The sequence below is a fragment of the Scandinavium sp. genome (assembly GCF_032012665.1).
Classification (GTDB): domain Bacteria; phylum Pseudomonadota; class Gammaproteobacteria; order Enterobacterales; family Enterobacteriaceae; genus Scandinavium.
Genome location: NZ_DALZVG010000028.1, coordinates 39351 through 63582 on the forward strand (window position 1 = coordinate 39351; position 24232 = coordinate 63582).

General features: G+C 52.3%; 26 protein-coding genes and 1 tRNA gene. 20 read left to right on the top strand and 7 right to left on the bottom strand.

Going from position 1 to position 24232, the window contains the following annotated elements; genetic code table 11:
- The 16 genes from RTU33_RS18630 to RTU33_RS21910 all read left to right on the top strand — a co-directional run bounded on the left by RTU33_RS18630 (position 1) and on the right by RTU33_RS21910 (position 14521).
- The gene (locus RTU33_RS18630; protein ID WP_312629327.1) at positions 1–1113 is read left to right on the top strand and encodes a tight adherance operon protein; all 1113 of its coding nucleotides are present in this window, start codon (positions 1–3) and stop codon (positions 1111–1113) included.
- Positions 1113–2393 carry a CpaF family protein gene (locus RTU33_RS18635; protein WP_312629328.1) on the top strand — a complete coding sequence of 427 codons (1281 nt, stop codon included), beginning with the start codon at positions 1113–1115 and terminating at the stop codon, positions 2391–2393. The genes RTU33_RS18630 and RTU33_RS18635 overlap by 1 nt, the downstream gene beginning before the upstream one ends.
- Before the next feature lie 3 nt (positions 2394–2396).
- Positions 2397–3266 carry a type II secretion system F family protein gene (locus RTU33_RS18640; RefSeq protein ID WP_312629330.1) on the top strand — a complete coding sequence of 290 codons (870 nt, stop codon included), beginning with the start codon at positions 2397–2399 and terminating at the stop codon, positions 3264–3266.
- Positions 3266–4105 (top strand): type II secretion system F family protein, encoded by an 840-nt coding sequence (locus RTU33_RS18645; RefSeq protein ID WP_312629331.1) that lies wholly within the window; start codon positions 3266–3268, stop codon positions 4103–4105. Before RTU33_RS18640 ends, RTU33_RS18645 begins: the two co-directional genes overlap by 1 nt.
- Positions 4092–4829, top strand: coding sequence for a tight adherance operon protein (locus RTU33_RS18650; RefSeq protein ID WP_312629333.1), 738 nt, complete (start codon positions 4092–4094; stop codon positions 4827–4829). The genes RTU33_RS18645 and RTU33_RS18650 overlap by 14 nt, the downstream gene beginning before the upstream one ends.
- Positions 4829–5323, top strand: a complete 495-nt coding sequence (locus tag RTU33_RS18655) for a pilus assembly protein (protein WP_312629335.1) — start codon at positions 4829–4831, stop codon at positions 5321–5323. The genes RTU33_RS18650 and RTU33_RS18655 overlap by 1 nt, the downstream gene beginning before the upstream one ends.
- On the top strand, positions 5298–5888 hold the full coding sequence (tadF, locus tag RTU33_RS18660; RefSeq protein ID WP_312629336.1) for a tight adherence pilus pseudopilin TadF: 591 nt from the start codon (positions 5298–5300) through the stop codon (positions 5886–5888). Before RTU33_RS18655 ends, tadF begins: the two co-directional genes overlap by 26 nt.
- Complete coding sequence (locus RTU33_RS18665) at positions 5889–6257, top strand: hypothetical protein (RefSeq protein ID WP_312629338.1); 369 nt, start codon at positions 5889–5891, stop codon at positions 6255–6257.
- Positions 6233–7555 (top strand): TadE/TadG family type IV pilus assembly protein, encoded by a 1323-nt coding sequence (locus tag RTU33_RS18670; RefSeq protein ID WP_312629340.1) that lies wholly within the window; start codon positions 6233–6235, stop codon positions 7553–7555. Before RTU33_RS18665 ends, RTU33_RS18670 begins: the two co-directional genes overlap by 25 nt.
- 209 nt (positions 7556–7764) lie before the next feature.
- The gene (locus RTU33_RS18675; RefSeq protein WP_312629342.1) at positions 7765–8307 is read left to right on the top strand and encodes a hypothetical protein; all 543 of its coding nucleotides are present in this window, start codon (positions 7765–7767) and stop codon (positions 8305–8307) included.
- Positions 8308–8363: 56 nt separating this feature from the next.
- Entirely contained in the window at positions 8364–8882 is a 519-nt protein-coding gene (locus RTU33_RS18680) for a hypothetical protein (RefSeq protein ID WP_312629344.1), read from the top strand.
- Between the two features lie 19 nt (positions 8883–8901).
- A complete protein-coding gene (locus RTU33_RS18685) occupies positions 8902–11472 on the top strand; it encodes a TcfC E-set like domain-containing protein (protein WP_312629345.1) in 2571 nt (856 codons plus the stop codon).
- Positions 11459–12178, top strand: a complete 720-nt coding sequence (locus tag RTU33_RS18690; RefSeq protein WP_312629346.1) for a hypothetical protein — start codon at positions 11459–11461, stop codon at positions 12176–12178. The genes RTU33_RS18685 and RTU33_RS18690 overlap by 14 nt, the downstream gene beginning before the upstream one ends.
- A 3-nt stretch (positions 12179–12181) precedes the next feature.
- Complete coding sequence (locus RTU33_RS18695; protein WP_312629347.1) at positions 12182–13099, top strand: hypothetical protein; 918 nt, start codon at positions 12182–12184, stop codon at positions 13097–13099.
- A gap of 17 nt (positions 13100–13116) precedes the next feature.
- A complete protein-coding gene (locus RTU33_RS18700) occupies positions 13117–13635 on the top strand; it encodes a hypothetical protein (protein ID WP_312629348.1) in 519 nt (172 codons plus the stop codon).
- A gap of 598 nt (positions 13636–14233) precedes the next feature.
- Complete coding sequence (locus RTU33_RS21910) at positions 14234–14521, top strand: helix-turn-helix transcriptional regulator (RefSeq protein WP_409438262.1); 288 nt, start codon at positions 14234–14236, stop codon at positions 14519–14521.
- 240 nt (positions 14522–14761) lie between these two features.
- Here the strand turns inward: RTU33_RS21910 and RTU33_RS18705 are convergent.
- Positions 14762–14838: transfer RNA gene (locus RTU33_RS18705), tRNA-Asp, on the bottom strand.
- A 128-nt stretch (positions 14839–14966) separates the two neighbouring features.
- Complete coding sequence (gene dnaQ / locus RTU33_RS18710) at positions 14967–15698, bottom strand: DNA polymerase III subunit epsilon (RefSeq protein ID WP_312629350.1); 732 nt, start codon at positions 15696–15698, stop codon at positions 14967–14969.
- 62 nt (positions 15699–15760) lie between these two features.
- Between dnaQ and rnhA the strand changes: the two genes are divergently transcribed.
- Complete coding sequence (rnhA, locus tag RTU33_RS18715) at positions 15761–16228, top strand: ribonuclease HI (RefSeq protein ID WP_312629351.1); 468 nt, start codon at positions 15761–15763, stop codon at positions 16226–16228.
- Here rnhA and RTU33_RS18720 read toward each other — a convergent pair.
- Positions 16225–16947: a class I SAM-dependent methyltransferase gene (locus tag RTU33_RS18720; protein WP_312629352.1), complete on the bottom strand. Its 723-nt coding sequence runs from the start codon at positions 16945–16947 to the stop codon at positions 16225–16227. The two genes, rnhA and RTU33_RS18720, sit on opposite strands and share 4 nt — an antisense overlap.
- 32 nt (positions 16948–16979) lie before the next feature.
- On the opposite strand from RTU33_RS18720, the gene gloB reads away from it, so the two are divergent.
- Both gloB and mltD read left to right on the top strand, forming a co-directional pair.
- Entirely contained in the window at positions 16980–17735 is a 756-nt protein-coding gene (gene gloB / locus RTU33_RS18725; RefSeq protein ID WP_312629353.1) for a hydroxyacylglutathione hydrolase, read from the top strand.
- A 72-nt stretch (positions 17736–17807) separates the two neighbouring features.
- The gene (mltD, locus tag RTU33_RS18730; RefSeq protein ID WP_312629354.1) at positions 17808–19172 is read left to right on the top strand and encodes a murein transglycosylase D; all 1365 of its coding nucleotides are present in this window, start codon (positions 17808–17810) and stop codon (positions 19170–19172) included.
- Positions 19173–19219: 47 nt separating this feature from the next.
- On the opposite strand, the gene RTU33_RS18735 is transcribed toward mltD, so the two are convergent.
- The 3 genes from RTU33_RS18735 to RTU33_RS18745 all read right to left on the bottom strand — a co-directional run bounded on the left by RTU33_RS18735 (position 19220) and on the right by RTU33_RS18745 (position 22185).
- Positions 19220–19990: a methyltransferase domain-containing protein gene (locus RTU33_RS18735; protein WP_312629355.1), complete on the bottom strand. Its 771-nt coding sequence runs from the start codon at positions 19988–19990 to the stop codon at positions 19220–19222.
- Positions 19991–20073: 83 nt separating this feature from the next.
- Entirely contained in the window at positions 20074–20874 is an 801-nt protein-coding gene (locus RTU33_RS18740) for an endonuclease/exonuclease/phosphatase family protein (protein ID WP_312629356.1), read from the bottom strand.
- Between the two features lie 135 nt (positions 20875–21009).
- Entirely contained in the window at positions 21010–22185 is a 1176-nt protein-coding gene (locus RTU33_RS18745; RefSeq protein ID WP_312629357.1) for an MFS transporter, read from the bottom strand.
- Positions 22186–22290: 105 nt separating this feature from the next.
- Here RTU33_RS18745 and yafC point away from each other — a divergent pair, with 105 nt between their 5' ends.
- Entirely contained in the window at positions 22291–23199 is a 909-nt protein-coding gene (gene yafC, locus RTU33_RS18750) for a DNA-binding transcriptional regulator YafC (protein ID WP_312629358.1), read from the top strand.
- 16 nt (positions 23200–23215) lie between these two features.
- Here the strand turns inward: yafC and dkgB are convergent, their stop codons facing one another.
- Complete coding sequence (gene dkgB, locus RTU33_RS18755) at positions 23216–24019, bottom strand: 2,5-didehydrogluconate reductase DkgB (protein ID WP_312629359.1); 804 nt, start codon at positions 24017–24019, stop codon at positions 23216–23218.
- Positions 24020–24232: the final 213 nt, after the last annotated feature.

Genomic DNA, 24232 nt, shown 5'->3' on the forward strand with positions numbered 1-24232 from the left:
ATGTTGTTATTTCAGCAGAAAGCGCGCGCAGGCGCCGAATCAACCGAACGCAAGCTCTATGTGGTTTCCGGGAGAGGCGACGTCAGCGAGCAGCTGTGTCAATTGTTACGGCTCGCGGGGTTCAGCGCCGTTGAGAGCATTTCGCGATGCGCGACACAACTTTCCAGCCTGAACATTCCCGAGGATGCCAGCGGCGTCATCATCGACATTGTCGACAACAAGGCGGTGATGGACATTGTCGGTGCCTTACAAATGCAGATCCCACGCAAAGTATGGTGCTGCGTGGTTGGCGACAGCGACTCCATCGCGCTGGCACAAACTTTCGCACATAACCAGGTGGGCTATTTTAATCTCCATACCCAGTTGGATATGGTCATTCAGGCGGCACTGGCGAGCACAGAGCTGAAAAATAATCGTTCCGCCGTCAGCATCAGCGTGCTGGGATGCCGTGGCGGAGCGGGCACCACCACGCTGGCCTGGCAGTTGGCGGGCGAGATCGTTCGTCTCAAGCAACTACCGCTGCTGTTTGTGCAGGGCAGCGCGGGCTCACACGATCTCGATCTGCTTGCTGGCAAGAAGCTATCGCAGGAGGTGACATCGCTGAATAAAAATCTCGACGTTATGCCCGCCGATGGCGAACATTACCCCGATATTGGACATGACGCCGGTCAGCGTTACAACTTAGTGCTGTTTGAGCAGTCGATCGCCACGGCGGATAAAGAGCTTATGCGCCAATTGGCAGAAAAGACGCGATGCCTGGTGCTGGTGCTCGATCGCTCGCTCTCTTCAGTGCGCGTTGCGCGCAATATGATTGAAAACGTTGAGCTGCTGCGCCGCAGCAGCCACACGCCACGGCGGTTGTTTATCTGCCTGAACGATACGCGTCCGCTCGCAGCAGACGCCCTGAGCCTGACGGACATAAAAAACCTGCTCGGGCATCCAATAGATATCGTTTTCCCTTATAGCCGCCGCAGCGCATCCCTTGCACAGGGGAAAAAAAGACGGCTTCACTCACCCCTTGATCGGCTGGCCCGCATGGTATTAGGCGATGAATCTGCGTCTAAGCGAAGCCTGACTGCTCGCCTTCTTCCCCTGTTGCGCAGGAGCTATTAATGGAGATTGCCATTGAATTGCAGGAGATTCTGCGCGAAGCCGTACTGAAAAATATCGAAATCAGCAAAATAGAGCATCTGACGTCAGATCGCCCTCTGCTGATCGCTGAGATGAACCGCCTACTGGAGCAGGTTGCCGATCGGCAAAATATCTACCTGACCGCGCAGGCGCAGTGGCAGATGGCAGAACTGATGGCCGATGAAATCATCGGCTTTGGCCCGCTGCGACCGCTGCTGGAAGATGACACGATCAGCGATATTTTGGTTAACGGCCCAGGGCAGATTTTTATCGAACGCTACGGCAAGCTTGAGCTGACGCCCTGTCGCTTTATCAATAACAGCCAACTCACCGATATCGCCAAACGGCTGGTGCAGCGGGTGGGAAGGCGCCTTGATGAAGGCAGCCCGCTGGTGGACGCCCGTTTGCCGGACGGCAGCCGTTTGAACGTGGCCATTCCCCCCATCGCGCTGGACGGCACCTCCATTTCCATCAGGAAGTTCGGCAAGCATAATTTGCAGCTGGTCGATCTGATGAATGCAGGCGCCCTGACACCCCAGATCGCCAACTTTTTGGCGATCGCCGCACGCTGCCGCATCAATATTTTGATTTCAGGAGGCACTGGCTCGGGTAAAACCACCCTGCTCAATGCGCTGTCCAAATACATCGGCGAGGATGAACGCATTATCACCATGGAGGACGCCGCCGAGCTGCGCCTGATGCAACCGCATGTTTTGCGCATGGAAACCCGCCTCGCTGGAGTCGAGAACACCGGACTGATTTCAATGCGCTCTCTGCTTATCAACTCGTTACGTATGCGTCCAGACCGCATCATCGTAGGAGAGTGTCGCGGTGAGGAGGCTTTCGAGATGCTGCAGGCGATGAATACCGGCCACGACGGCTCCATGTCGACCCTGCATGCCAACAATCCACGAGATGCCGTTTCACGCCTGGAAAATATGGTCATGATGGCGGGAATGAATATTCCGATGGAGTCCATTCGTCGCAATATCGCCTCCGCCATAAATCTAATTATTCAGGTATCGAGATTAAATGATGGTTCCCGAAAAATAATGAATATTAGTGAGGTCATGGGTATCGAAGGCGATCGTATTATTTTGCAGGATATTTTTTCGTTTCAGAGTCAAAACGAGCGTGATGAGCAGGGGAAAATAAAAGGGAACTTCCTCTGTGAAGGGCTACTGATGCGCTCTGCGGTCATGCACAGTGCCATTATGTTTGGCCTGGAAACCGAACTTAAACACATTTTTAATATGGAGTAAGGTATGGGCTATCTTATTCTGCTGATCGGTCTTGTGCTGTTTGGCATAAATATGCGGAGCTGGAGGCGGCTAACCCGTCCTCTTAGCCATGTAACGCACCGCAGACGTAATCTTCCCCGCGACTATTTGCTGGCGTTGGTGAGAGAGTGGCACACCTACGCCTGGGGAGACGGCAGCTGGCGTGGGCGGCGTAATTTTATCCTTGCGCTACTCGCCCTGCTGGCCCTGCTGCTGATTAACGCTACGTGGCTGAAGTTCACGCTATGGGGCTTTATTCCCACCGTGCTGGCAGTTTTGTTTATCGCACAGATTCGCATTGGCCGTAGCCTGCATCAAAAAGCGTTTGAGACCAGTTTCCCCGAAGCGTTGTCGGTTGTCGGCGCCGCGGTTTCCGCGGGTAACAGCATCCATCAGGCGCTACACCGCTGCGGCCAGGACGTCTCTGGCGAGCTGGGGGACACCTTCAATCGCATCGATCGCCGCCTTAATCTCGGCGAGGAGGCCGACAGGGTATTTCTTGACGCCTGGCGGCAATACCCTTATCGAGAGTTCTACTTTTTTATCATCGTCATTCAAATCAGTATTCAGCGCGGTGGCCAGCTACGCACTCTGATTAATCGCCTGGCGCGTATTATTAATAACAGTAAGAAAATGGCCAAGCGCAAGCGAGCGATGACCTCAGAAGCCAGAGCTTCAGCAAAAATCGTCGCCGCAATGCCACTGCTGTTTTTATTTGGCATGAAGTATCTCACACCTGAAAACTTTGACTTTGTTATTCACGATCCCATTGGCCGACTTATTTTGTATTACGTCATCGGCAGCGAACTGATTGGGATGTTTATTATCTGGCTGCTGCTGAAAAAGGCGACCTGATGAATATCATCTATTTACTCCTTCTGGTGCTGGGGGCGTACGCGCTGCTGCTTGGCGTTTCACAGCAGCAAACCGTAGGCCGGCAAAAGAAACTGCTCGCTCCCCTTACCGCCGAGTCCGGGAAAAAAGCGCTAGCGGCCATCGATTACGCCGCGCTGATCGTCAATAACAGCCGCTGGTTAAGCCTGTTGGACAAATACGATAAGCAGCTGCGCCTCAAAATGCAGGCCTTTGGCGTCCTTGCGCTGGTACTAGTCGCGCTGAACGCGTTGGGCGTAACGGCTTTTTCCCGCTCAGGGCTGGGCATGCTGCTGCTGGTTATCATGATAACGCTTATCGTCCTGCCGGGTCTGCTGCTCAAACCAGCCATTAATAGCCGGGTTAAAGGGATGATGGATGCACTTCCGTATCTGGTGGATTTAGTGGCGGTGTGCGTTCAGGCGGGAATGACCGTCGAAAGCGCCCTGAAGTTTGTCAGCGAGCGCTTTAACCACCTCGACGCTAACCTCGCAGACCTGATGAAACTGCTGGTCAAACGCGCAGAGGTCAACGGTATGGAGAGCGCACTCTCCGAGCTGTACCACTCAATGGAAATGACTGAAATCAGGATGTTCACCGCGACTCTTCAGCAAAGCGTGCATTACGGCACTTCGCTGTACGAACACCTTATAGAGCTGGCTCAGGATATCCGTGAATTACAGCTATTAGTTACCGAAGAAAAAGTCGGCAGCCTTTCGGCAAAGATGAGCGTACCGCTCATTATCTTCATCATGTTTCCCATCACCATATTAATCGTGGCACCAGGAATTCTAAGGATAGTTAAGAATGGCATGTTTTAAACGCACAACGGTAATTCTGCTTTGTCTGTTCACGTTGGGAGGTTGCGCTAATCAGCGACCCGCAAGCCACGCGGAGTTAACCACTCAGGAAGATATTTTACTGAAGTCGAAAAACTATTCGGGGCTTATCAGCCTGTACCGCGGCTGGCTAAAAAACAAGGAAGACAGCGCCGTGCGGCTCAAGCTGTCGCAGTATTATTACCAGATCGGGGATTACTCCTCCTCCCTGCTCTATTTACAGCCGCTGGCCACCTCAGCCGATCCGAACGTGCCCCTTCTGCAGGCAAAAAATATGATCGCGATGGGCGATCAGGCTCAGGCTATTCGGGTCACGGATCGAATGCTGCAACACGACCCGCGTAGCGCCGAGGCCTGGAACCTGCGCGGCATCGCCATGGCCCTCTCTGGCAAGCTTCCCGAGAGCGTGCAGGCGATACAAAAATCACGCGATCTTTTTATCGCTGATGAAGTTGCCATCAACAATCTTGCGATGGTCGCCCTGCTCGATCGCCGCTACCAGGACGCCGTCAGCCTGCTGCTACCCCAGTACCTGCGCGGTCAGCGTCAGCCCCGCCTGGTGCACAACCTGGTGCTGGCCCTGGTGAAGGTCGGCGATACCCGCTACGCCCGCGACATTATCCAGAGTGAAGGCTTGTCCGGGTATCCCGATGAAGTCGTCGACGCGCTGGAGCAAATCGGCCCACTGCAAAAAGGAATGGCCTGATGCATCGCCTGTATCGCTTTTGCCGCGAGCAGCGCGGCGTCGTCACCATCGAATTTGCCCTTACGGTAATGCTCTTTCTATTTATGGTGCTGTTCGTCGCCGAAATGTCGCGGATGGCCTACGTTTCGTCGGTCATCGATTTGGCGGTCTCCGAAGCGGCCAAGGCCGGGAAAAACGCCCCACAGGATGGGGACGGCTATCAGCGCCGTTATCGGGAAATGCTGACTCAGCAAGGAGGATCGCTATGGTCTTTTCTGACCCGCGCCGACGCGGTCGAGATGTCGATTCATTACGCGAACTCAGTGCAGGAGATGGCCGAAACCGGCGGCGTCGAAGGACAGCAATATACCCGCGGCAACGCACTAGCTCGCTGGCACCTGCTCTACCACTATCATCCGATGTTTTTCCCCTTCCCCGCCAGCTGGGCCGATCCATTATTTAATCGTGAGGTGATCTTTGTTCAGGAATATGAACGTTCGCAGTTTATGGACTGACCTGCGCGGCTCGGTGGCCGTGGAGTTCTCTATTATTTCCGTCGTGCTGCTTATCTTTATGTTTTTTGTGGCTGACCTGGTGCTGCGCCAGGCTACGGTGGGCAAGCTGGATCGGCTCTCCTACTCCATTGCTGGCGTGCTGCGCGAACGCATCCAGCTGTACGATCGCCGGGAAGATCTTAGCTTAAGCGACATCGGAGATGTCTATCAGTTGGCAAACCGTATGATCAAGGACATGAATCCCTCGGCAAAGGACTATGGCCTGCAATTACGGGTACAGCAGCTGTTTTTCGAACCGCGCGTCGACCTGACGGATAACGAGAAGCATCCTGTTCGCAAGAATGATTTTTTCATGACTAACGTCGAGATTGATGAAAGTCGATGCCAGCCGCTGAAATCCATCAGTGAGCTTCAGGACCTTTCGCCGCGTGGCAGCTACGGCCGCTGGGTGCCTCTGTATCAGGTTACGCTGTGTCTGGCGACCAACAGCTGGTACACCCGGTTAATCAGCGGTAGCAGCAAGCAGCCTCTGGTTGCCTCCTCCGCTGTCGTCATGCTGCGGTGAATGATGAAAACGCTGCTGCTGATTGTCGCGCTTGCTCTGCCGCCGCTGTCCCGGGCGGCGGCAGAGGCCGTGCTGTTTATCGACTCATCGCAGCCCGACCAGGCCCGGCTACTCGCCGACATCAATCAGGCGCTTTTTTACAGCCCGACGCTGCGCGCGTCGCTGTCGGTAACGGTCTACGACATTAACCCCCGACCCCAGGCGTTTAGCGGAGAGATAACCTACAGGCCGGATGCCGGAGGCAGCGCCGTTGCGCGCTATCACCCGGGGCCTCTGCCCTGGCTGTTTTGCCAGACGAAGGGAACTATTCGAAATCACCTCACGGTGAGTAACAAGGAGCAACTATGTCTATGCCTTCCCCCCAATTAACCCCGCTGCGTCGGTTTATTAGCGACCGGCGCGGCGCATTTGCCATAAGCCTGGCGATGCTGGGAGCCTTTTTATTGAGTATGGCAGCGCTCGGCCTTGAGGGTTCACGCTACATCACGGAGCAAGCGCGTCTGTCGGATGCCATGGAGCAGGCGGCGCTGGCGCTGACCGCCGAGGACAACGGCGAGGGTGCATCACGCAACGATGTGCTCTCTATGAGCTGGCTTGACGCCTATATGAATCATGCGGAAAAGATTGATAAGCCGATAATTCGGGTGCTGCACGGATCCGCTGATGGCGTCCATAAGCTGGCCTGGGTGGAATATCGCCTCAGCAGCAGGGTTCAGCAAAGCTCATGGTTCGCCTCCTCTTACTTTCCCTCCTTTAACAAGCAGGTCAAGGTGGGCGATAACGGCGCGGCGCGAAAATTCCGCTCCAATATTGACGTAGCCTTTGCCGTGGATTTTTCAGGTTCAATGCGTCAGTCCATTGATAAAGAAATTGGCGATAAATCTAAACCATGGAAAATGGACGTCGCCAAGCAGATTACAGTTAAACTTGCCCGCCAACTTGCCGAATATAATATTGATAATAAGGTGGCTTTTATCCCCTTCGGCTGGGGGACGCGAAAAGGGAACCTGTGCACCCCGCAGTTTGTTCTTAACTCACCGCTACCGCCTGACGTATTTGGCAAAAATAGCGAGGGGAACATTCGAGAGTTGTATAACTATATAGACTATCAGCGTACTATCGACGCCATTCCAAATCAGGTTAATGATATTCGTATTAATGTTGCAAATATTCCCGAACTCCTCTGCCTTTCATTTCATAGCCCTGAATCAGAAGAAGAAAAACTGACTATGACTCAGGCACAAACTATTCCTCTGACCGCTGATCCTGATTATCTTGAGAACACCATCATTAATATGTCAGCCAGCGATCGCACGCTGGTTAGCTCGGGTATGCTGGAGGGCACTCAGGTTCTGGCAAAAGGTACGGCTTCACGAAAGGTGCTGGTCATCGTCTCAGACGGACAGGACTGGCCCATATTAAATGAAGGAATTACTGAGAAGCTACTCAACACAGGGCTGTGTGAAAAAATTCGCAGCGTACTGACGACTCCCTATTCGGTAGGGAAAATTGCTTTTATTGCGTTGAAATACAATCCTACCTCCGACTGGGAAAAATGCGTCGGCGCTAACAACTTCTATACGGCACAAAATTACCAGGAGTTTGAAGATGCTATGACCCGGGCGGTATATGAAGAGGTGGGCCACAATACGCTTAAGGATTACTAGTATCTCGTCAATCTCATTATACAAATGAGACTAATTAATCAGAATTTATAAGGGTAATGCTGAGGATTCCTTAGGTCACGATCGTTACTCTTTTCTCCGCCGCTACCCTCTCATGTAGCGCGGCGCTGCCGAATAAGAATAAGCGGGTATATACCGCTTATCGGCGCGTATGGAAATTTTTAACGCAATTATCATAGGATTGATACTTAATGAAAACTAAAGTAGCTGTTTCTGTTTTGGCTGGTCTGTTCCTTTCCGCTTCCGCTCTGGCTGATACGCCAGCAAGCTATGATACCAAAATCAACGTCAGCGCTAACGTACCGGACAGCGCCCACATTACCGATCCAAGTGGTAAGCCTATCACCGATCTGGATGTAGTACTGACTCCGGCAGCCTCTGGCTTTATGGAAGCAACCACTCCGGTACTGAAGCTGTGGAATAACGACGTAAACAAGCTGGAAGTTACCCTGATCATGGATGACAGCCAGTCTGCCACCGGCAGTAACTTCACTCTGTACAGCACCGAAGGCGGCACCCTGAACGACATGACATACAAAATCAACGCCATCTCTTCTGCCGGCAGCAAGCAGTTTGCAACCTCCGGTGCAACTCAGGACTACAGCCTGGTTGCTAACGGCACCCACGGCGAACTGCCAATCAAATTTAACTTCGTTTCCGACAAGGCTTACACCGACCTCGGTCAGGGTAACTACACCGGCGTTGTCTACGCGAACGTTAACGCTAAGCCGTAATTCTTTTTAATTAAAGTCCAGGGCCAGTATTCATCACTGGCCCTGTGTGGATCCTTATGATGAAAATAAAATACGCGGCTCTTGCCCTACTCACTCTGGTGCTGCCCCTGTGCGGCCCGGCGCAGGCAGCGGGTGGCCCTCAGATTAGCCTGGAGGTAGCAGCCGAATCGGTTGCTCGCGTTGTCGTCTATTATCATGACGCTCCTGTGGCGGGTAGTAGCATTAATTTTCCGCTGCCGATTAACGGGCTGTCTCAACACTTTGAAAGAGTTTCTGATCTATTCTATGTGGTTGGCAACGTCGAACAGGCTGAAATCGTTTTTGCCGACAGCAGCTTTGTTCTCTATTCCACCAGCGGAGCCGATCGGCAAATTAATTTATCTGGAGAGTTTATTTTTAATAATACTCCTTCCAGTGCGCTACAGCCGCTCCAGGTACCGGTACTCAAAAATATCACTGAGGCAACCGTCGCCAAAGGATTCAAAATTCACTTTAAATCAGAATTATTAGCGGGTAACTACAGCCAGGATACCTATGCCAATTCTTTCACGCTGTTAGTTAAGTCTAATCTTTAAATAAAAAAAGCAGGGACGCATGAACAGTAAATTTACTTTTAGCGCGATTTTCCTGGGATGCGCTATTTCGCTTGTGCCTTCTGTGGTAAAGGCTTCTGAGGTGGCGCTGCCCGCCGGGTTTGAAGATATATTTAACGCACGCCAGAGCGGTATTTTTGACGTTGTTTATGAGGACATCTCTATCGGCTCTCTGAGTATGGAGTACGACCGCACCAGCGTAACCCTTAGCTCGCCGCAGACCGTCGTGGAGCAAATTCTTGCCGCCGATATGCCTGCGCTTAACGTTACCCGGGCGGCGCTGTTAAAAGATCTTTCTCGTCCGCTAAAGCGCGTCAACAGGCAAGGGTTTAACCATGCGGAAGTCACCGCATGGATTAGTGAATCGGATGCGACAATGCATCTGATGTTACCCTCCACAATGTTTAAGACCCCAACGGACGACAACGACCGAACCTATATTCTGAATAAAAATAAAGCGGGATTCGTACATAGCCATAACTTCAACTTTTTGTCCGACAGCTATAGCGATAGCTTTACCCTTGCCTCCAACGATACCCTCAACCTGACCGGCAACAGCTATGTTCGCAGTATCTGGAGCTACTCAGACGACATTGATTTTAACCTTGAGGAGCTGGCGCTTTATCTGGAGCACAACAGTAACCGCTTCAAGGGCGGCCGCCAGCGGCTGAGCGATAACTTCACTTACAGTACCCCCTCCCTCACCTACAGCTTTTTCAACCCGGTGAGCTTTGACGGCGTCTCACTCGGCTATATGACCGATAACTATTTACGTTCGGCTCAGGGCGCTTCTTCACCCATTGCCGTTTATATGCCGCAGGCCGGTACCGTCGAAGTTTACCGCAACGGGCGACTGATCGACCTGCAGCAGTTTCCTGCGGGGATGCAACAGCTGAATACCAGCGGCTGGCCGAGCGGCGGCTATGACGTCAGGCTGGTACTGAAGCTGGCGAACGGCAGCAGGGAAGAAAAAATTCAACCCTTCTTCAAGCGCGATGGCATGTTTCGCTCCGGCGATCTTGAGTACAGCATTCAGTTGGGTCGCTATGACGAGCGCCAGGGGCATTTACGCGCCAAAAACAGCGGTCGCTGCTTCAGCAACTGCGATGACCGGGTCAACACCATCGATAACAACAACCTTGCCAGCGCCACACTGGGCTACACCACACGCTCAGCGACCTCTTTTGGCGGCGGGGTGTTAATGGACGACGACCACCTCTATTACAACGGCAGCGCCGATATTCCTCTGAACCTTTGGCTGGCCGAGCGCCTGTATAGCGATGCTATTTTTGGCAACGACGGCAGCTACGGCTACCAGGTGGGCGCCAGCAAAAGCGTGTACAACATGGGCTTTAACCTGAGCTATCGCGATAACCGGTACAGGGGTTCCGAAAGCGACTACCGTCGTTTTGGTGTTGTGTCGGCCTACGATTTTAACTATCTGCAGTTCAGCACCAGTCTGTTTTTGCCCTGGAATACCGGGCTCTCCGCCATCTATAGCATGAATACGCTGTATCAGGACTATGGCCGCCGGGACAAAACAAACTATAAAACCTGGGATCTTAGCCTCAACCGTGATTTCCCCCTCCGCGACAATCTGAACCTGCGTGTCGACCTTGGCTACCATCACGGTAAAAACGAATACATCAGCAGCCGGAATATCGACAATCGGCGCAATGAAAGCACCGACAACCGGGTGTTCATTCAGTTTACTCTCGGCATGCGCGAGCGTAGCTACAACCATTATCAGTCACTCTATTTACGCTCTAAGCTGAGCGATAAAGGCAGCGACAACAATATCTATACCGCTGATTATGCGCTGGATTTAGATAATCCTGAATTTGATCGCGGCGGAAAATATTCAGTCAACGCCAGCCTCGGCAACGGGCCGGATAGCCAGACGACCAGCGGAATGGGTCTTACAGCGGATAATAAATTGGGGTATACCTCCGTCGGATTGAATAAGTCATACGGTCATAACCCTTATCGCCAGTACTATCTGTCGCAGCGCAGCGGCTTCGCGATCGGCGATAGCGATGCCGCCTTCGGTAAAATGGATGACAGTGCCGCGCTTATTGTCGACGCCACCTCGCTGCCGCAGGATCAGTATTTTGAGGTACGCAACCGCGATGCGTCTTCGATTATCGTAAAAGGCGGAGATAAAACAACCCTGCCAGTCCTGTCCTATCAGAAAATAGCGCCAACGGTTGAGCAGGTTTATACCGGCGATACCAACGCATTCTATAACCTGACTACCCGCTCAGTTTCCACCTGGGTGATGCCGGGCCAGGCTTATAGCGTCAAGCTGGGCGCCACTAAAAATCAAACTGTCACCGGTCGAATCTACCACCAGGGCACACCGCTGACCCACGCCCGGGTCGTCGGCGGCAACGCCGTGACCGATGATGAAGGCCTTTTTGTCGGCGATTTTACCTTAGATATAAAAAGTAAATTAACCACGCTGTCGGTTGAAAAAGACGGCAATAAATATGTTTGTCCGCTGCTCGACGGCAATATCAGGCAAACGCAGGGCGTTATGCAAATTCGTGAGGTTGAATGTGAAGTTAAATAATATCAATTTAGCGCCGTTAATGCTGGGATTAACCCTGGCCGGTGCCACTCCGCTGGTGCAGGCAATTGAAGTTTTTCCTATCGTGAAAGAGGTGAAAAGTGAAACCCCGCGCGACAACTTCGTCACGGTGAAATCAATGTTTCAGGCGCAGGACAGCGTTAATCCGGATAAGGCTGAAACCCGCCAGTATGAATTTGTCACGCTGGAGCTTTATGAAATTAAAAACCCCGGCGCCGACAAAGAAATATTTGAGAAAGAGCTCGGTAAAAAAGAGCCTGCGCTCATGTTCTCTCCAACCCGGCTGGTTATTCCCTACGGCGAAGAAAGGAAGGTGCGCCTGCTGCCGTTAAAGCCGGTCGACCATGAGCGAGTTTACCGCCTGCGTATTCGCCCCAGCTATCCCGAACAGGCGCTGGAGAAAGATAAGATCCGCTTCGCTATCGGTTATGACGTCCTTCTGCGCTATTTACCGGACGGAAAGCGGGCCCAGGGCATTGAGATGCGCTGTCAGAACAACCAATGGACGATAACAGCTACCGGAAATGTGCGCAGCGAAATGCATAACCTGGTGATTGATGGCCGCACAAATAAGGCCCAGTTCAACGTCTATCCAGGCTATCCCCGTAGCCTGACAGTCAATCGCCAGCTGGCGTTTGAAATGGATAAAAAAACCTATGTTTACGACCAGTGCCGGTTAAAGGAGTGATCGATGAAGCGTTCAGTGCTGATAACGCTGCTGTTGCTCAGCGTAGGGGCGGCTGACGCCGGGGACTGGATGTTTCGTCCGGTCGCCAGCGGCAGACTGCAAATGACCCAACAGGGTGGCGCCGAACAGGGACCGGACGCCCTGGTTCGACACCAGACGGAAAATGAAACCCTTACGCTACAGGTGACGCCTGCCGGTATGGGGCGTTGTGAAAACGGGGTTCTCAGCGGTAGTGGGCCGCTTGCTGCTGTGCACATTCCACTGGTACCGGTCATCCGCAGCATAGCCCAGCCGGGGCTCAGCGCCCGCTGCGGTGAATCATTACGATTCGACGCCCCGGCGCAAAGTCAGCTGGTCGGTGTGAAAGCCACGCCAGATACCGGCCGTATTGCGACGGCCAGCATCCCGGCTGCGCTGGCCGGTCAGCGCGTGCTGTTGGGATACGTAAATTTTATTGAAACAAACGGCGGCATGGCCTCCAACGCCGTTTATCTCGATTTGACCGCGCTCAGCGGCGGCGTCCCGGCGGTAAAGGCGACGTTCGATCGCCCGGCGCTGAGGTTTGGTGAAGTTAACGTATTAAGAAATAACCTTTACGCCGCCAGGCTAACAATTAACAAAACCCCGGAGGCCGGCGATGCAGCCCTGCCCTACGAACTAACGTTTGAATCACGCCAGCAGCGGGAGAATAGTTTTCAGCTGAAGGATACGCAGGGTGAAATTTCGGTTCCGTATCAGATAAAAATAGGCAGCCACGTGATGACGCCAGGCGCCGTTTACAGCGGAATCATTCCGGCTGGCAGCGCGACGGCAAGCATAGTCGGCCTGAATTTCTCTCTGTCAGGTAAAGATATTAGCGGGCTGGCTGCCGGTACCCGATTAACCGATACGCTAACGGCAGTGATTACGCCAACGTCTTAATAAGGAAAGGTAAAGATATGGAACGAAGTAAAATAAAGACCTCACTGGCTTTAGCGCTGCTGCTTAGCGCAACGACCGCCAGCGCCCTGCCGGTCACGACAACCATTGACGTCGAAGCCGAAATTAGCACCAGCGTGCGGGTTTACGTTGACGGGAAAGACGTCACTAACGGCAACATCAGCATCAAGCTGGACAACCAGGCTGGATATATGCGTGCCATTACGCCTAAATTTCTGTTTATTGGCAACGCCTCTGCGGTATCACTGAGGCTCACGGAGCCACCCGGCAAGTCACTAATGTCAGGGGAAGATAAAATGGTGATTAATACCGCATGGATCCTGGACGGCAATGACAACGGCACTGGCTCAACCACCAGTTCGCCGGTCAACAACCGTCCTGTTTACCCTACCCTGGCTGACGTACCAGCTAACGAGCCGGGCGTGAAATTACGGTTTGTTTCAGCCCAACGCGCTGAAACTTATCCTTTGGGTAAATATAGTGGTACCTACACGGTAATGGTGACGCCTTCCTCGTAGGAATCCATCGGCTCGGGCCGACCGATAGTGAATTGAGAGGAATAATACTGGCCGTCAGGAAACGTGCCTGTCGGCCAGAGTCCTCACGCTGCCACCAGCATGGCAAAAAGGTGTTGCGAGCCTCTCTGTAGCAGCCATTAATGGCAAACTTCTCCCCTGATGATTATCAGGGTCATCATTCGTTTAAATCGGTTATTTATATTTTGCGCGCGACCATCGTTCGACAATATAAGCAGCTGTATTTACTTCGTCATAACAACAAACACAATAACGCGAACAGTAAAGAGCAAACAGGATGATCAAAATATTAATACGAGATAAAAACAGATTCTTTCAGCAGGGAATGGAGTGTTTGCTTAGGGATTTTAGCCACAACCGGCTACATCAGGATGTCAGCTTCGAGTACAGATTCACTCTCGACGCCATCACGGAGGCTAATATTATTGTGATGGATCTGCGTCCAGGGGAAAGTTACTTATGCTATTCAGATCTGTGTCGTTACCGAAAAGGTATTTTGCTTGCCATCCATGAACGGCAGACACACTCTATTCGCGGGCTCCCCTACTGTTTTAGAAACGCCAGTTTTATCACCAGGAATATGGCGGTACACAGAATCAGGCAGGAGATTATCGGCACCTGGGAAAATAACCAGTCAGATCCAGCGATAAAATGTTCGACGTGTTCCTGTAAATATTTGTCAAAACAGCAGCTGTTGCTAATTCGATTAATGCTCCGTGGAAAAAACGAAAAAGAAATTGCGGACAGGCTCAGCATTAATACCAAAACGATATATTCGTATAAATACCAGATTATGAATAAATTCTCCCTTAAAAATAATCAGGAACTGAACGCTTTTATCCGCAGCTATCTCCTTCATTTCCGGTAACGGGTACCACGAGCAAGAACGCTGAAGAAACTTCCACCCGGGAAGTGAAGAGTTACTCTCCTTTGCTCATTGCGGTAAACGCACTCTATTTCTAAGGCGGCAGAAAAACCAAAATCTGCATACGACCGGGGGAGAAGGAATCCAGTGCATGCAAGCCAGACAGTAATGGCTACGGGATGGCATACCAAAAAACGCAGATACGAAAAAGGCCATGCTAATGACTAGCATGGCCTCGAAAAGTGGCGGAACGGACGGGACTCGAACCCGCGACCCCCTGCGTGACAGGCAGGTATTCTAACCGACTGAACTACCGCTCCACTGTTCCCTTGGGAACGAGGCGAATATTACGTATTCCTCGATCCAGCGTCAACGCTTTTTCTCAGGTTTTGAATCGTTTGCTGCAAAAATCACCCATACGCGGCTTTTCAGCGCCTGTTCTGTGATGTCAGGCGCGCCAGAGGCAGCTGCCACCTTTCTTCTGGACTAAATCAAGGCGCGATTCATGGGCGGCCAGCTCATCATCCGTGGCGGAAATCACCCGCAGCTGGCTTGCCGCACGCACAATACGCTGAATTCCGGTATCACCTGCCCGCTGCGCGCTGTCCCCTTCCATCGCAAAGGTCATGGACGTTTGCCCGCCGGTCATCAACAAATAGACGTCGGCCAGAATCTGACTATCGAGCAATGCGCCGTGCAGCGTACGTTTGCTGTTATCAATTTCATAGCGCGAACATAACGCATCGAGGCTATTACGCTTACCCGGGAACATCTTACGCGCCAGCGCGAGGCTGTCGGTGACCTTACAAAACGTATTCGTTTTTGCGATGCCACGGTTCAGCTTGCCGAATTCATAGTCCATAAAGCCGATATCGAACGAGGCGTTATGGATGACGAGCTCAGCGCCTTTGATGTAGTCGATAAACTCATCGGCGATATCAGCGAAAGTCGGCTTATCGAGCAGGAACTCATCGGCAATACCATGAACGCCGAAAGCTTCCGGATCCACCAGCCGATCGGGCTTAAGGTAAACGTGGAAGTTGTTTCCCGTTAAGCGGCGGTTGATCACTTCGACCGCACCGATCTCAATGATCTTGTGCCCTTCGTAATGCGCACCGATCTGGTTCATACCGGTGGTTTCGGTATCGAGGACGATCTGGCGGGTAATTGCAGTGCTCATGTCGCTCATTTATGTCAGACTTACCGTTTACGTCGAATTCAATTACAGGAAGTCTACCAGAGATGCTCAAGCAGGTAGAAATTTTCACCGACGGCTCCTGCCTCGGTAACCCAGGCCCCGGCGGCTATGGCGCAATTTTACGCTACGGTCAGCATGAAAAAACCTTCAGCGAAGGCTATCGCCTGACCACCAATAACCGGATGGAACTGATGGCGGCCATCGTGGCGCTTGAAGCGCTGAAAGAGCATTGCGAAGTGGTGCTGAGCACCGACAGCCAGTACGTGCGCCAGGGAATTACCCAGTGGATCCACAACTGGAAAAAACGCGGCTGGAAAACGGCGGATAAAAAACCGGTGAAAAATGTCGATCTCTGGCAGCGACTGGATACCGCGCTTGGCGAGCACAAAATTCGCTGGGAGTGGGTAAAAGGCCACGCGGGCCACCCGGAAAACGAACGCTGCGATGAGCTTGCCCGCGCCGCAGCAATGAGCCCGACGCAGGAAGATACGGGCTACAAGCCGGAAAACTAATCCTGAGGTTTACGATATTGCCTTGTGGCTCCGACCGCCGGACGCAACTGCGTTTTCGCTTTGCTCTGGCGCATTGGGTTGAGCGTTAACGGTACCGTCCTTTTACGCGCCACAATCACCTGTAAACATCCCAGAGCCGGGAGATGCATACTCAGGAGTCGCCCGCCCTGTTTCGTCCAGGGCAGCACCTGGAAGCGTCCCTGATGCAATACTTCGAAGTTAAGCAGCGCCAGCCAGTCGAGCTGACGCACCAGGCTGAACATCCGGCTATTATAAGGCATACGGTTACGAAGAACCGGCACCATTTTGCGCAAGCCCATCAGGCTTATCGGGTTGAAGGCGGTCAGAATCAGCCAGCCGTCGTCAATCAGCACACGATCGGCCTCGCGCAGCAGACGGTGCGGATCAGAGCACCAGGGCAAGGTATGCGCCAGTAAACAGGCATCCACTGATTTTTCCGCAAAGGGCAAATACAGCGGATCTGCTTTCACCTGCACCGGGTTGCCATCCAGGGAGACGTTAACCTGATGAGAGATAGCGCACGCATCGGTATTGATTTCCGCGCTCAAATTGCCAATCTTAAGCAGATGAAATCCATACAGTTTTGCCAACCACGGCTTCAGCTGTTGCTCCAGCGCCTCGCGATAGTATTCGCCCCAAGGCATTTCAGCCCAGTGGCGGGGAGCCGTGGCTTTCAGAGGTATCCTTGCCGGTTTCATCACACCTTCCGCGACATTATGAGAGGTAATTTATGAATCTTAACAGTATTCCTGCGTTGCAGGACAACTACATCTGGGTTCTGAATCAGGACGAGGGTCGTTGCCTGATTGTAGATCCGGGCGAAGCGGCACCGGTGCTTGCGGCGATTGCCGAACATCAATGGCAGCCGGAGGCCATTTTACTCACTCACCATCACAACGATCACGTTGGCGGCGTGAAGGAACTGGTGGATACATTTCCGGATCTTGTGGTGTATGGCCCTGAAGAGACACAACATAAAGGGGCGACGAACATCGTTAAGGAAGGCGATCGTATCACTATTTTGGGGTGCGAATTTTCTGTAATTGCAACGCCAGGCCACACCCTGGGGCACATATGTTTCTTTAGCGATCCTTATCTTTTTTGCGGCGATACACTCTTCTCTGGCGGCTGCGGGCGGTTATTCGAAGGTACTGCGGAGCATATGTATCAGTCACTTCAAAAGCTAAGTGCACTTCCCGACCATACGCTTGTATGTTGCGCCCATGAGTACACATTAGCAAATATGAAGTTTGCACTCAGCATTTTGCCTCAGGATCGAGCCATAAATGATTATTACAGTGAAGTGAAGGAGTTACGTGCAAAAAACCAAATGACACTACCCGTAATTCTGAAAAATGAACGACGTAATAATGTATTTTTACGCACAAATGATATTGATTTAATTAAAGAAATAGACAAAGAAACAAAATTGCAACAACCTGAACAGCGTTTTGCATGGTTACGGTCAAAGAAAGATAACTTCTAGACATTCAGGGTTGCCTTTTTAATTTTTCGCCATTATGATTGCTCGTCTTTTAAGCAACTATTGACCACACACATGAAGGCACGAGCGATATTACTCGCCTCTGTCCTGCTGGTGGGTTGCCAGGCTAATCGAGATGGTAACGTACAGCAGCACGCACAGAGCCTTTCTGCGGCTAGTCAAGGGGAAGCAGGAAAGTTTACAAGTCAAGCGCGATGGATGGACGACGGAACGTTTTATGCGCAGGATAAGGATTTGTGGGCTTTCATTGGCGGCGAGCTAAAGATGGGAATTCCGGATAATGGCCGGATTCGCGAACAGAAACAGAAGTATTTACGTAATAAGAGCTATCTCCACGATGTAACTTTACGGGCAGAGCCGTATATGTACTGGATAGCCGGGCAAGTTAAGAAACGCAACATGCCCATGGAACTGGTACTACTACCCATAGTGGAGAGCGCTTTTGACCCCCATGCAACGTCTGGCGCCAATGCCGCAGGCATCTGGCAGATCATTCCGAGCACAGGGCGCAATTATGGTTTAAAACAGACCCGAGCATACGATGCACGTCGCGATGTGGTTGCCTCTACAACGGCAGCTCTCGACATGATGCAGCGTCTGAACAAGATGTTTGACGGCGACTGGTTGTTAACCGTCGCGGCCTATAACAGCGGTGAAGGCCGGGTCATGAAAGCAGTGAAAGCGAACCGATCGCGCGGGAAACCAACCGATTTCTGGTCGCTCTCTTTGCCTCAGGAAACGAAGATCTACGTACCCAAGATGCTGGCCTTGAGCGATATTCTCAAGAACAGCAAACGCTACGGCGTTCAGCTGCCAACGGCAGATGAGAGTCGTGCACTTGCCCGCGTTCGCCTGGATAACCCAGTAGACGTGAAGCAGGTCGCAGATATGGCGGGTATTTCAGTCACCAGGCTGAAGGCATTTAATGCCGGCGTTAAGGGCTCGACCCTCGGTGCCAGCGGACCAAAATACGTAATGGTTCCGAAAAAGCATGCCGATCAGCTGCGTGAGTCTCTGGCGTCCGGCGAAATTGCCGCCGTTCAGTCGACTCTGGTGGCCGATAACACGCCAATGACCAGCCGTAGTTACAAGGTTCGTTCTGGTGATACGCTTTCAGGCATCGCGGCACGTTTAGGCGTGACCTCGAAGGATCTGCAGCAGTGGAATTCACTGCGTGGCTCACAGCTGAAAGTCGGTCAAAACCTGACCGTAGGCGCAGGCAGCAGCGCATCCCGTCTGGCGAAGAATAGCGATAGTATTACCTATCGCGTTCGCAAAGGGGACTCGCTGTCGAGCATCGCTAAGCGTCATGGCGTCAACATCAATGATGTTGTCCGCTGGAACAGCGATACCGACAATCTGCGACCGGGCGATCAGCTGACGCTGTATGTCAAAAACAGCGACAGACCCGATTCCTGATACTCTGCTCAACGAAAAAGGCACCGATTCCCCGGTGCCTTTTTTATTTACTTCGCTTTATGGGCTTCAATCATCAGCGTGTCACTGGTGAACGACCCTTCCTCCTGCAGTTCAAAGTACGCCCTCACCTCCTGCGAAGCGCTCTCCTGATACAGGCGAATCGCAGTACACAGCGCTTCAGGCGTTCTCATACGCGTCACCCAGGAGCTGAACTCCAGCGGCAGCCGGTCCGCAATCAGGCTATCGGTAACCAGTCCTGCCTCGTTAACCATTGAGAACCATTCCCCACTGGAGTAATTTCGCACGTGCGAGGTATCACGCAAAGCTTCAATGGTCTGTAGCCAGATATCCCGCAGTGGATGGCCCGGCGACATGATATCCATCATGATGAAGATCCCACCCGGCTTCAGCACGCGTTTGATTTCCCGCAGCGCCTGCCCGACATCGTGCCAGTGGTGGGCTGAATAACGGCTGATGACCACGTCATATACTTCATCATCAAAGGGAAGAGTTTCAGCATAACCCTGAGCTGTGGTGATGTTACTCAGCCCTTTATCTGTCGCCGCCTGCTTCACGACATCCAGCATCTGTGACGACAGATCGTAAGCCGTCACCCGGGATACATTAGCTGCTGCCACAAAGCTGGCATGGCCTGCTCCGCAGCCCACATCAAGCACCTGAGCCTGAGGAAATGCGCTCAGCCTTTCCCCCAGGCGCTGCAAATCACGCCCGGACGCATGTACGGCGCTGGTCAGATAGGCATTTGCCTGAGAGCCAAACTGCTTGTCGACATTATTGTGGTGAGTTTGTGTGGTCATTGTGTTGTCCTTGCTTGGTTGAATGAATAAAAGGGCAGCACCTCACGTGCACAGGTCTGCCCCACGGCAGACCTGACTTACCTTTATCGCTCAGGTTTGCCGGGACTGAATTCCACTAGTAGAGGGTTATGATCGGATGCGCTGGTCACCAGTACGGAGGCCTCATGCACATTCAGACCACGATAGAACACAAAATCGAGGGGGCGACCAAACGCGCGGCGGCGCTGATCGTCGGTAAAACGGACTTCGCGCAGCGACATCTCGCGCGCAAAGCGATACAGCGCATTCATACGCGGGCGGCTCCAGGCGTTAAAATCACCAGCCATGATGATGGGCCCGCTATGGTGAGCAATCTGATCGCCGATAGGCAGCAACTGTTTGCTGTACACGTCGACACCGAGGCTAAAATTGACGGCGTGGATGTTTACAACCATCAACAGCCGGGAGTCCGGTAATGGATAAACCGTCACCAGCGCCGATTTCGCTAAGCGTAAAATCGGCTCGCGTTCGCGCAGAGGACAGCAATACACCGGATGAGCAGATGACAATGTCATCACGCCAGAAGGATTTTGCGGCAAGACAAAAGCGGGAACCTGATCGGCAGCAAGATAGTTGGTGGTCGCGAATCTGACTAGCTCAGGTGTCGTCTGAGCTTCCTGTAACAAAACCAGATGGGCATCTTTGCCAAAGTTCTTCAGAACCGACTGCCATTCGGCGCGCTTCTGTTTGAAGATATTCCATACCAGAACACGAATTTTTTCTTCACTGCTCAGCGGTTCTCCTGCCGGCAATGCCTTGCCAATAGTTGCAAACGAGCCGGGAGGCAAAATCCTCTCGGCCGGTTGTCCGGCAACATAGCGCATGGCATAGGTATTTTTTCGCACGTTAAACTTCTGGCCTCAATAGCAGAAAAACCACGCCGCCATCGCGGAGTGGTTCTTCAGTTATAGGGATTTTTGCTTACGGTTTCAACGCCATTTTCCAGAAAGATGCTCGTTACACTGTAAGCAAATGCGGACTTAGCCGATAGCCACGTTTACGGTCTTATCAAGGCGACCGCTGATGCCAATCAGCAGGAATGCCGCCATCACAATGACTGCACCGATCCAAGGAGTTTGTGCCAGGCCGTAATGTTCCACTGTCTGTCCACCGATAATCGAACCCAGAGCAATCCCTACGTTGAAGGCTGCAATGTTCAGGCCGGAGGCCACGTCAACCGCAGCAGGCGTATACAGTTCTGCTTTCTGGACAACATATACCTGCAGGCCAGGGACGTTACCAAAAGCGAAGATCCCCATCACCAGCACCGTTGCCAGCGCTGCATACTGTACCGAAGCAGTAAACTGGAAGACCAGCAGCAGGACAACCAGCGCCGCAAAGATGATTTTCAGAGCCGGGACTGCACCATGCTTATCGGCCAGTTTGCCTCCCCAGATGTTGCCAATAGCAACCGACACTCCGTATCCCAGCAGGATCCAGCTCACCGCAGAAGGTGAGAAGCCGGCCAGGTTTTGCATCATCGGTGCGAGGAAGGTAAAGGCAGTGAAGACACCACCGTAGCCCAGTGCGGTAATTGCATAAATCATCAATAAGCGGGGGTGTGTGAGCACCTGAAGCTGTTCACGAAGCGTCGCCGTGGCGCGCTGCGGAATATTTTTAGGTATGAGGACAGCACTGGCGATCAGCGCTACCACGCCAAGCAGGGAAACGGCCAGGAAGGTTTCACGCCAGCCAAAATGTTGACCGATGAATGTCCCCAGAGGCACCCCCGTAACCAGAGCGACAGTTAAGCCACCAAACATGATGGCAATCGCAGATGCCGCTTTCTCTTTCGGCACCAGGCTTGTCGCAATGGTCGAGCCAATGGAGAAGAAAACACCGTGAGCCAGGCCGGTTAACAGGCGGGCAATCACCAGCGTCCCGTAGCCCGGAGCCTGCCACGCCAGCAGATTCCCGGCGGTAAAGAGCACCATCAGCGCCAGCAGCAGCTGTTTACGCGGCATACGCCCGGTTAAGGCCGTAAGGACCGGGGCACCAATGGCCACGCCAAGAGCATAGATAGAGACCAGCAGCCCGGCAGAAGGTAAAGAAACAGACAGTTGTTCAGCAATGGTGGGAACCAGACCCACAATGACAAATTCAGTCGTGCCAATTGCAAAGGCACTGATCGTTAGTGCAAGTAGCGCCAGAGGCATAATTTACTCCGTATCATTCAGGATTAAGATGACACGCAGTATGCGCCGGTGTTTAAATAACAAAAATGGTTAAAGTATCAATAGAATTTTGCAGGTGAAGCAATAATGAGAGCCACATCCGAAGAAATCGCTATCTTTGTCGCTGTCGTGGAAAGCGGAAGTTTTAGTCGCGCAGCAGAGCAGTTAGGACAGGCCAATTCGGCCGTCAGTCGTGCGGTGAAAAAGCTGGAATCGAAGCTTGGCGTGAGCCTGCTGAATCGTACTACCCGTCAGCTCAGCCTGACGGAAGAAGGTGAGCGCTATTTTCGCCGTATGCAGGGCGTTCTGCAGGAGATGGCTGCCGCAGAGAATGAACTGATGGAAGCTCGTCATACACCGCGTGGACTACTGCGGATTGATGCCGCCACCCCGGTAGTGCTGCATTATCTGATGCCGCTGATCAAACCGTTCCGGGAGCGTTATCCGGAAATTACGTTGTCGCTGGTTTCTTCTGAGACGTTTATCAACCTGATTGAGCGTAAGGTTGACGTGGCTATCCGCGTGGGAACATTAGCCGATTCAAGCCTTCGCGCTCGCCCTCTTTTCAGCAGCCTCAGGAAGATCATTGCTTCACCGGACTACATTGCTCGTCACGGAAAACCAGAAACGGTAGAAGAACTGAAGCAGCACCTTTGTATCGGATTTACCGAGCCGGTATCGCTCAATATGTGGCCGGTTTCGTGCTGCGACGGGCAGCTGTACGAAATTCAGTGTGGGATATCCTCAAACAGCGGTGAAACACTGAAGCAGCTTTGTCTGCAAGGGAATGGCATCGCGTGCCTGTCAGATTTTATGGTCGATAATGAGATTGCCAGCGGGGAATTTGTCGAACTGTTGGCAGATAAACGGCTTCCGGTCGAAATGCCGTTCAGTGCTGTCTATTACAGCGATCGTGCAGTGAGTACGCGGATCCGCGCCTTTATTGATTTTCTGAGCGAACATGAAGCTCAGCGGAAAAGTAAAGCGGGGGCATGAATGCCCCCCTATTTGATTAATCCCACTCTGGTGCAAGACCTTCCGGGCTGACCAGACGATCGTTGCAGTCCAGTTTCGCAATCGCAGCCCTGTCAGCCTCATCCAGGATAAGCTCCTGCGCCTGAAGATTACTCGCCAGGTTTTCACGTTTCGTAGAGGATGGGATCACCGCATAGCCTTCACCCATTGCCCACGCAAGAATAACCTGTGCTGGCGTTGCGTTATGTTTCTCAGCAATCTGGTTAATGACCTCATCCTTCAGCGCTTTACCGTAGGCCAGCGTCATATAGGAAGTAATATGAATGCCGTGCTGTTTCGCCCACTCAACCACTTTCCTGTTTTGCAGATACGGAGAGAGTTCAATCTGATTGGTCGCAATATTTTCTGCACCTACCGCTGCAATGGCTTTCTCCATCAGCGGAATGGTGAAGTTAGAAATGCCAATTGCTCGCGTTAATCCGCTGTTTTTCGCTTCCAGCAGCGCCTGCATAAACTCTTCGACAGACACGGCATCCTGCGGAGACGGCCAGTGGATCAAGGTGAGATCGACGTAATCAGTACGAAGCTTTTTCAGGCTCTCTTTAAGGCTTGGAATCAGCGCTTCTTTGCTTAGGTTTTCCGTCCAGATTTTGGTTGTGATAAACAACTCACTGCGCGGGACGCCACTTTCGTCGATGGCCTGTCCTACCGCTGCTTCATTGTCATAGATCTGTGCAGTATCAATAGCACGATAGCCAAGCTCCAGTGCCGTTTTAACAGATGCAATAACGACGTCATCTTTCAGACGGAATGTACCTAAACCAAATGCAGGGATTGTCATATTTTCCTCATTAAGGGCTTTGTTTATCTAGTCAGGGGATTATCACGAGTACAGACGGGGAGAAAAAGAGTGAAAAATGCAGAGGATTTTTGCGATTCTGGCAACAATGACAAATTCAAAACAAAAGAAAAAGCCCTGAGCATATGCTCAGGGCCTTCAATAAGTGGCGGAACGGACGGGACTCGAACCCGCGACCCCCTGCGTGACAGGCAG

What these genes read in the sequence shown, in the direction of transcription:
- RTU33_RS18630 (WP_312629327.1), top strand. Translation starts at nt 1, where the DNA reads ATGTTGTTATTTCAGCAGAAAGCGCGCGCAGGCGCCGAATCAACCGAA.
- RTU33_RS18635 (WP_312629328.1), top strand. Translation starts at nt 1,113, where the DNA reads ATGGAGATTGCCATTGAATTGCAGGAGATTCTGCGCGAAGCCGTACTG.
- RTU33_RS18640 (WP_312629330.1), top strand. Translation starts at nt 2,397, where the DNA reads ATGGGCTATCTTATTCTGCTGATCGGTCTTGTGCTGTTTGGCATAAAT.
- RTU33_RS18645 (WP_312629331.1), top strand. Translation starts at nt 3,266, where the DNA reads ATGAATATCATCTATTTACTCCTTCTGGTGCTGGGGGCGTACGCGCTG.
- RTU33_RS18650 (WP_312629333.1), top strand. Translation starts at nt 4,092, where the DNA reads ATGGCATGTTTTAAACGCACAACGGTAATTCTGCTTTGTCTGTTCACG.
- RTU33_RS18655 (WP_312629335.1), top strand. Translation starts at nt 4,829, where the DNA reads ATGCATCGCCTGTATCGCTTTTGCCGCGAGCAGCGCGGCGTCGTCACC.
- tadF (WP_312629336.1), top strand. Translation starts at nt 5,298, where the DNA reads ATGAACGTTCGCAGTTTATGGACTGACCTGCGCGGCTCGGTGGCCGTG.
- RTU33_RS18665 (WP_312629338.1), top strand. Translation starts at nt 5,889, where the DNA reads ATGATGAAAACGCTGCTGCTGATTGTCGCGCTTGCTCTGCCGCCGCTG.
- RTU33_RS18670 (WP_312629340.1), top strand. Translation starts at nt 6,233, where the DNA reads ATGTCTATGCCTTCCCCCCAATTAACCCCGCTGCGTCGGTTTATTAGC.
- RTU33_RS18675 (WP_312629342.1), top strand. Translation starts at nt 7,765, where the DNA reads ATGAAAACTAAAGTAGCTGTTTCTGTTTTGGCTGGTCTGTTCCTTTCC.
- RTU33_RS18680 (WP_312629344.1), top strand. Translation starts at nt 8,364, where the DNA reads ATGATGAAAATAAAATACGCGGCTCTTGCCCTACTCACTCTGGTGCTG.
- RTU33_RS18685 (WP_312629345.1), top strand. Translation starts at nt 8,902, where the DNA reads ATGAACAGTAAATTTACTTTTAGCGCGATTTTCCTGGGATGCGCTATT.
- RTU33_RS18695 (WP_312629347.1), top strand. Translation starts at nt 12,182, where the DNA reads ATGAAGCGTTCAGTGCTGATAACGCTGCTGTTGCTCAGCGTAGGGGCG.
- RTU33_RS18700 (WP_312629348.1), top strand. Translation starts at nt 13,117, where the DNA reads ATGGAACGAAGTAAAATAAAGACCTCACTGGCTTTAGCGCTGCTGCTT.
- RTU33_RS21910 (WP_409438262.1), top strand. Translation starts at nt 14,234, where the DNA reads ATGGCGGTACACAGAATCAGGCAGGAGATTATCGGCACCTGGGAAAAT.
- dnaQ (WP_312629350.1), bottom strand. Translation starts at nt 15,698, where the DNA reads ATGAGCACTGCAATTACCCGCCAGATCGTCCTCGATACCGAAACCACC.
- rnhA (WP_312629351.1), top strand. Translation starts at nt 15,761, where the DNA reads ATGCTCAAGCAGGTAGAAATTTTCACCGACGGCTCCTGCCTCGGTAAC.
- RTU33_RS18720 (WP_312629352.1), bottom strand. Translation starts at nt 16,947, where the DNA reads ATGAAACCGGCAAGGATACCTCTGAAAGCCACGGCTCCCCGCCACTGG.
- gloB (WP_312629353.1), top strand. Translation starts at nt 16,980, where the DNA reads ATGAATCTTAACAGTATTCCTGCGTTGCAGGACAACTACATCTGGGTT.
- mltD (WP_312629354.1), top strand. Translation starts at nt 17,808, where the DNA reads ATGAAGGCACGAGCGATATTACTCGCCTCTGTCCTGCTGGTGGGTTGC.
- RTU33_RS18735 (WP_312629355.1), bottom strand. Translation starts at nt 19,990, where the DNA reads ATGACCACACAAACTCACCACAATAATGTCGACAAGCAGTTTGGCTCT.
- RTU33_RS18745 (WP_312629357.1), bottom strand. Translation starts at nt 22,185, where the DNA reads ATGCCTCTGGCGCTACTTGCACTAACGATCAGTGCCTTTGCAATTGGC.
- yafC (WP_312629358.1), top strand. Translation starts at nt 22,291, where the DNA reads ATGAGAGCCACATCCGAAGAAATCGCTATCTTTGTCGCTGTCGTGGAA.
- dkgB (WP_312629359.1), bottom strand. Translation starts at nt 24,019, where the DNA reads ATGACAATCCCTGCATTTGGTTTAGGTACATTCCGTCTGAAAGATGAC.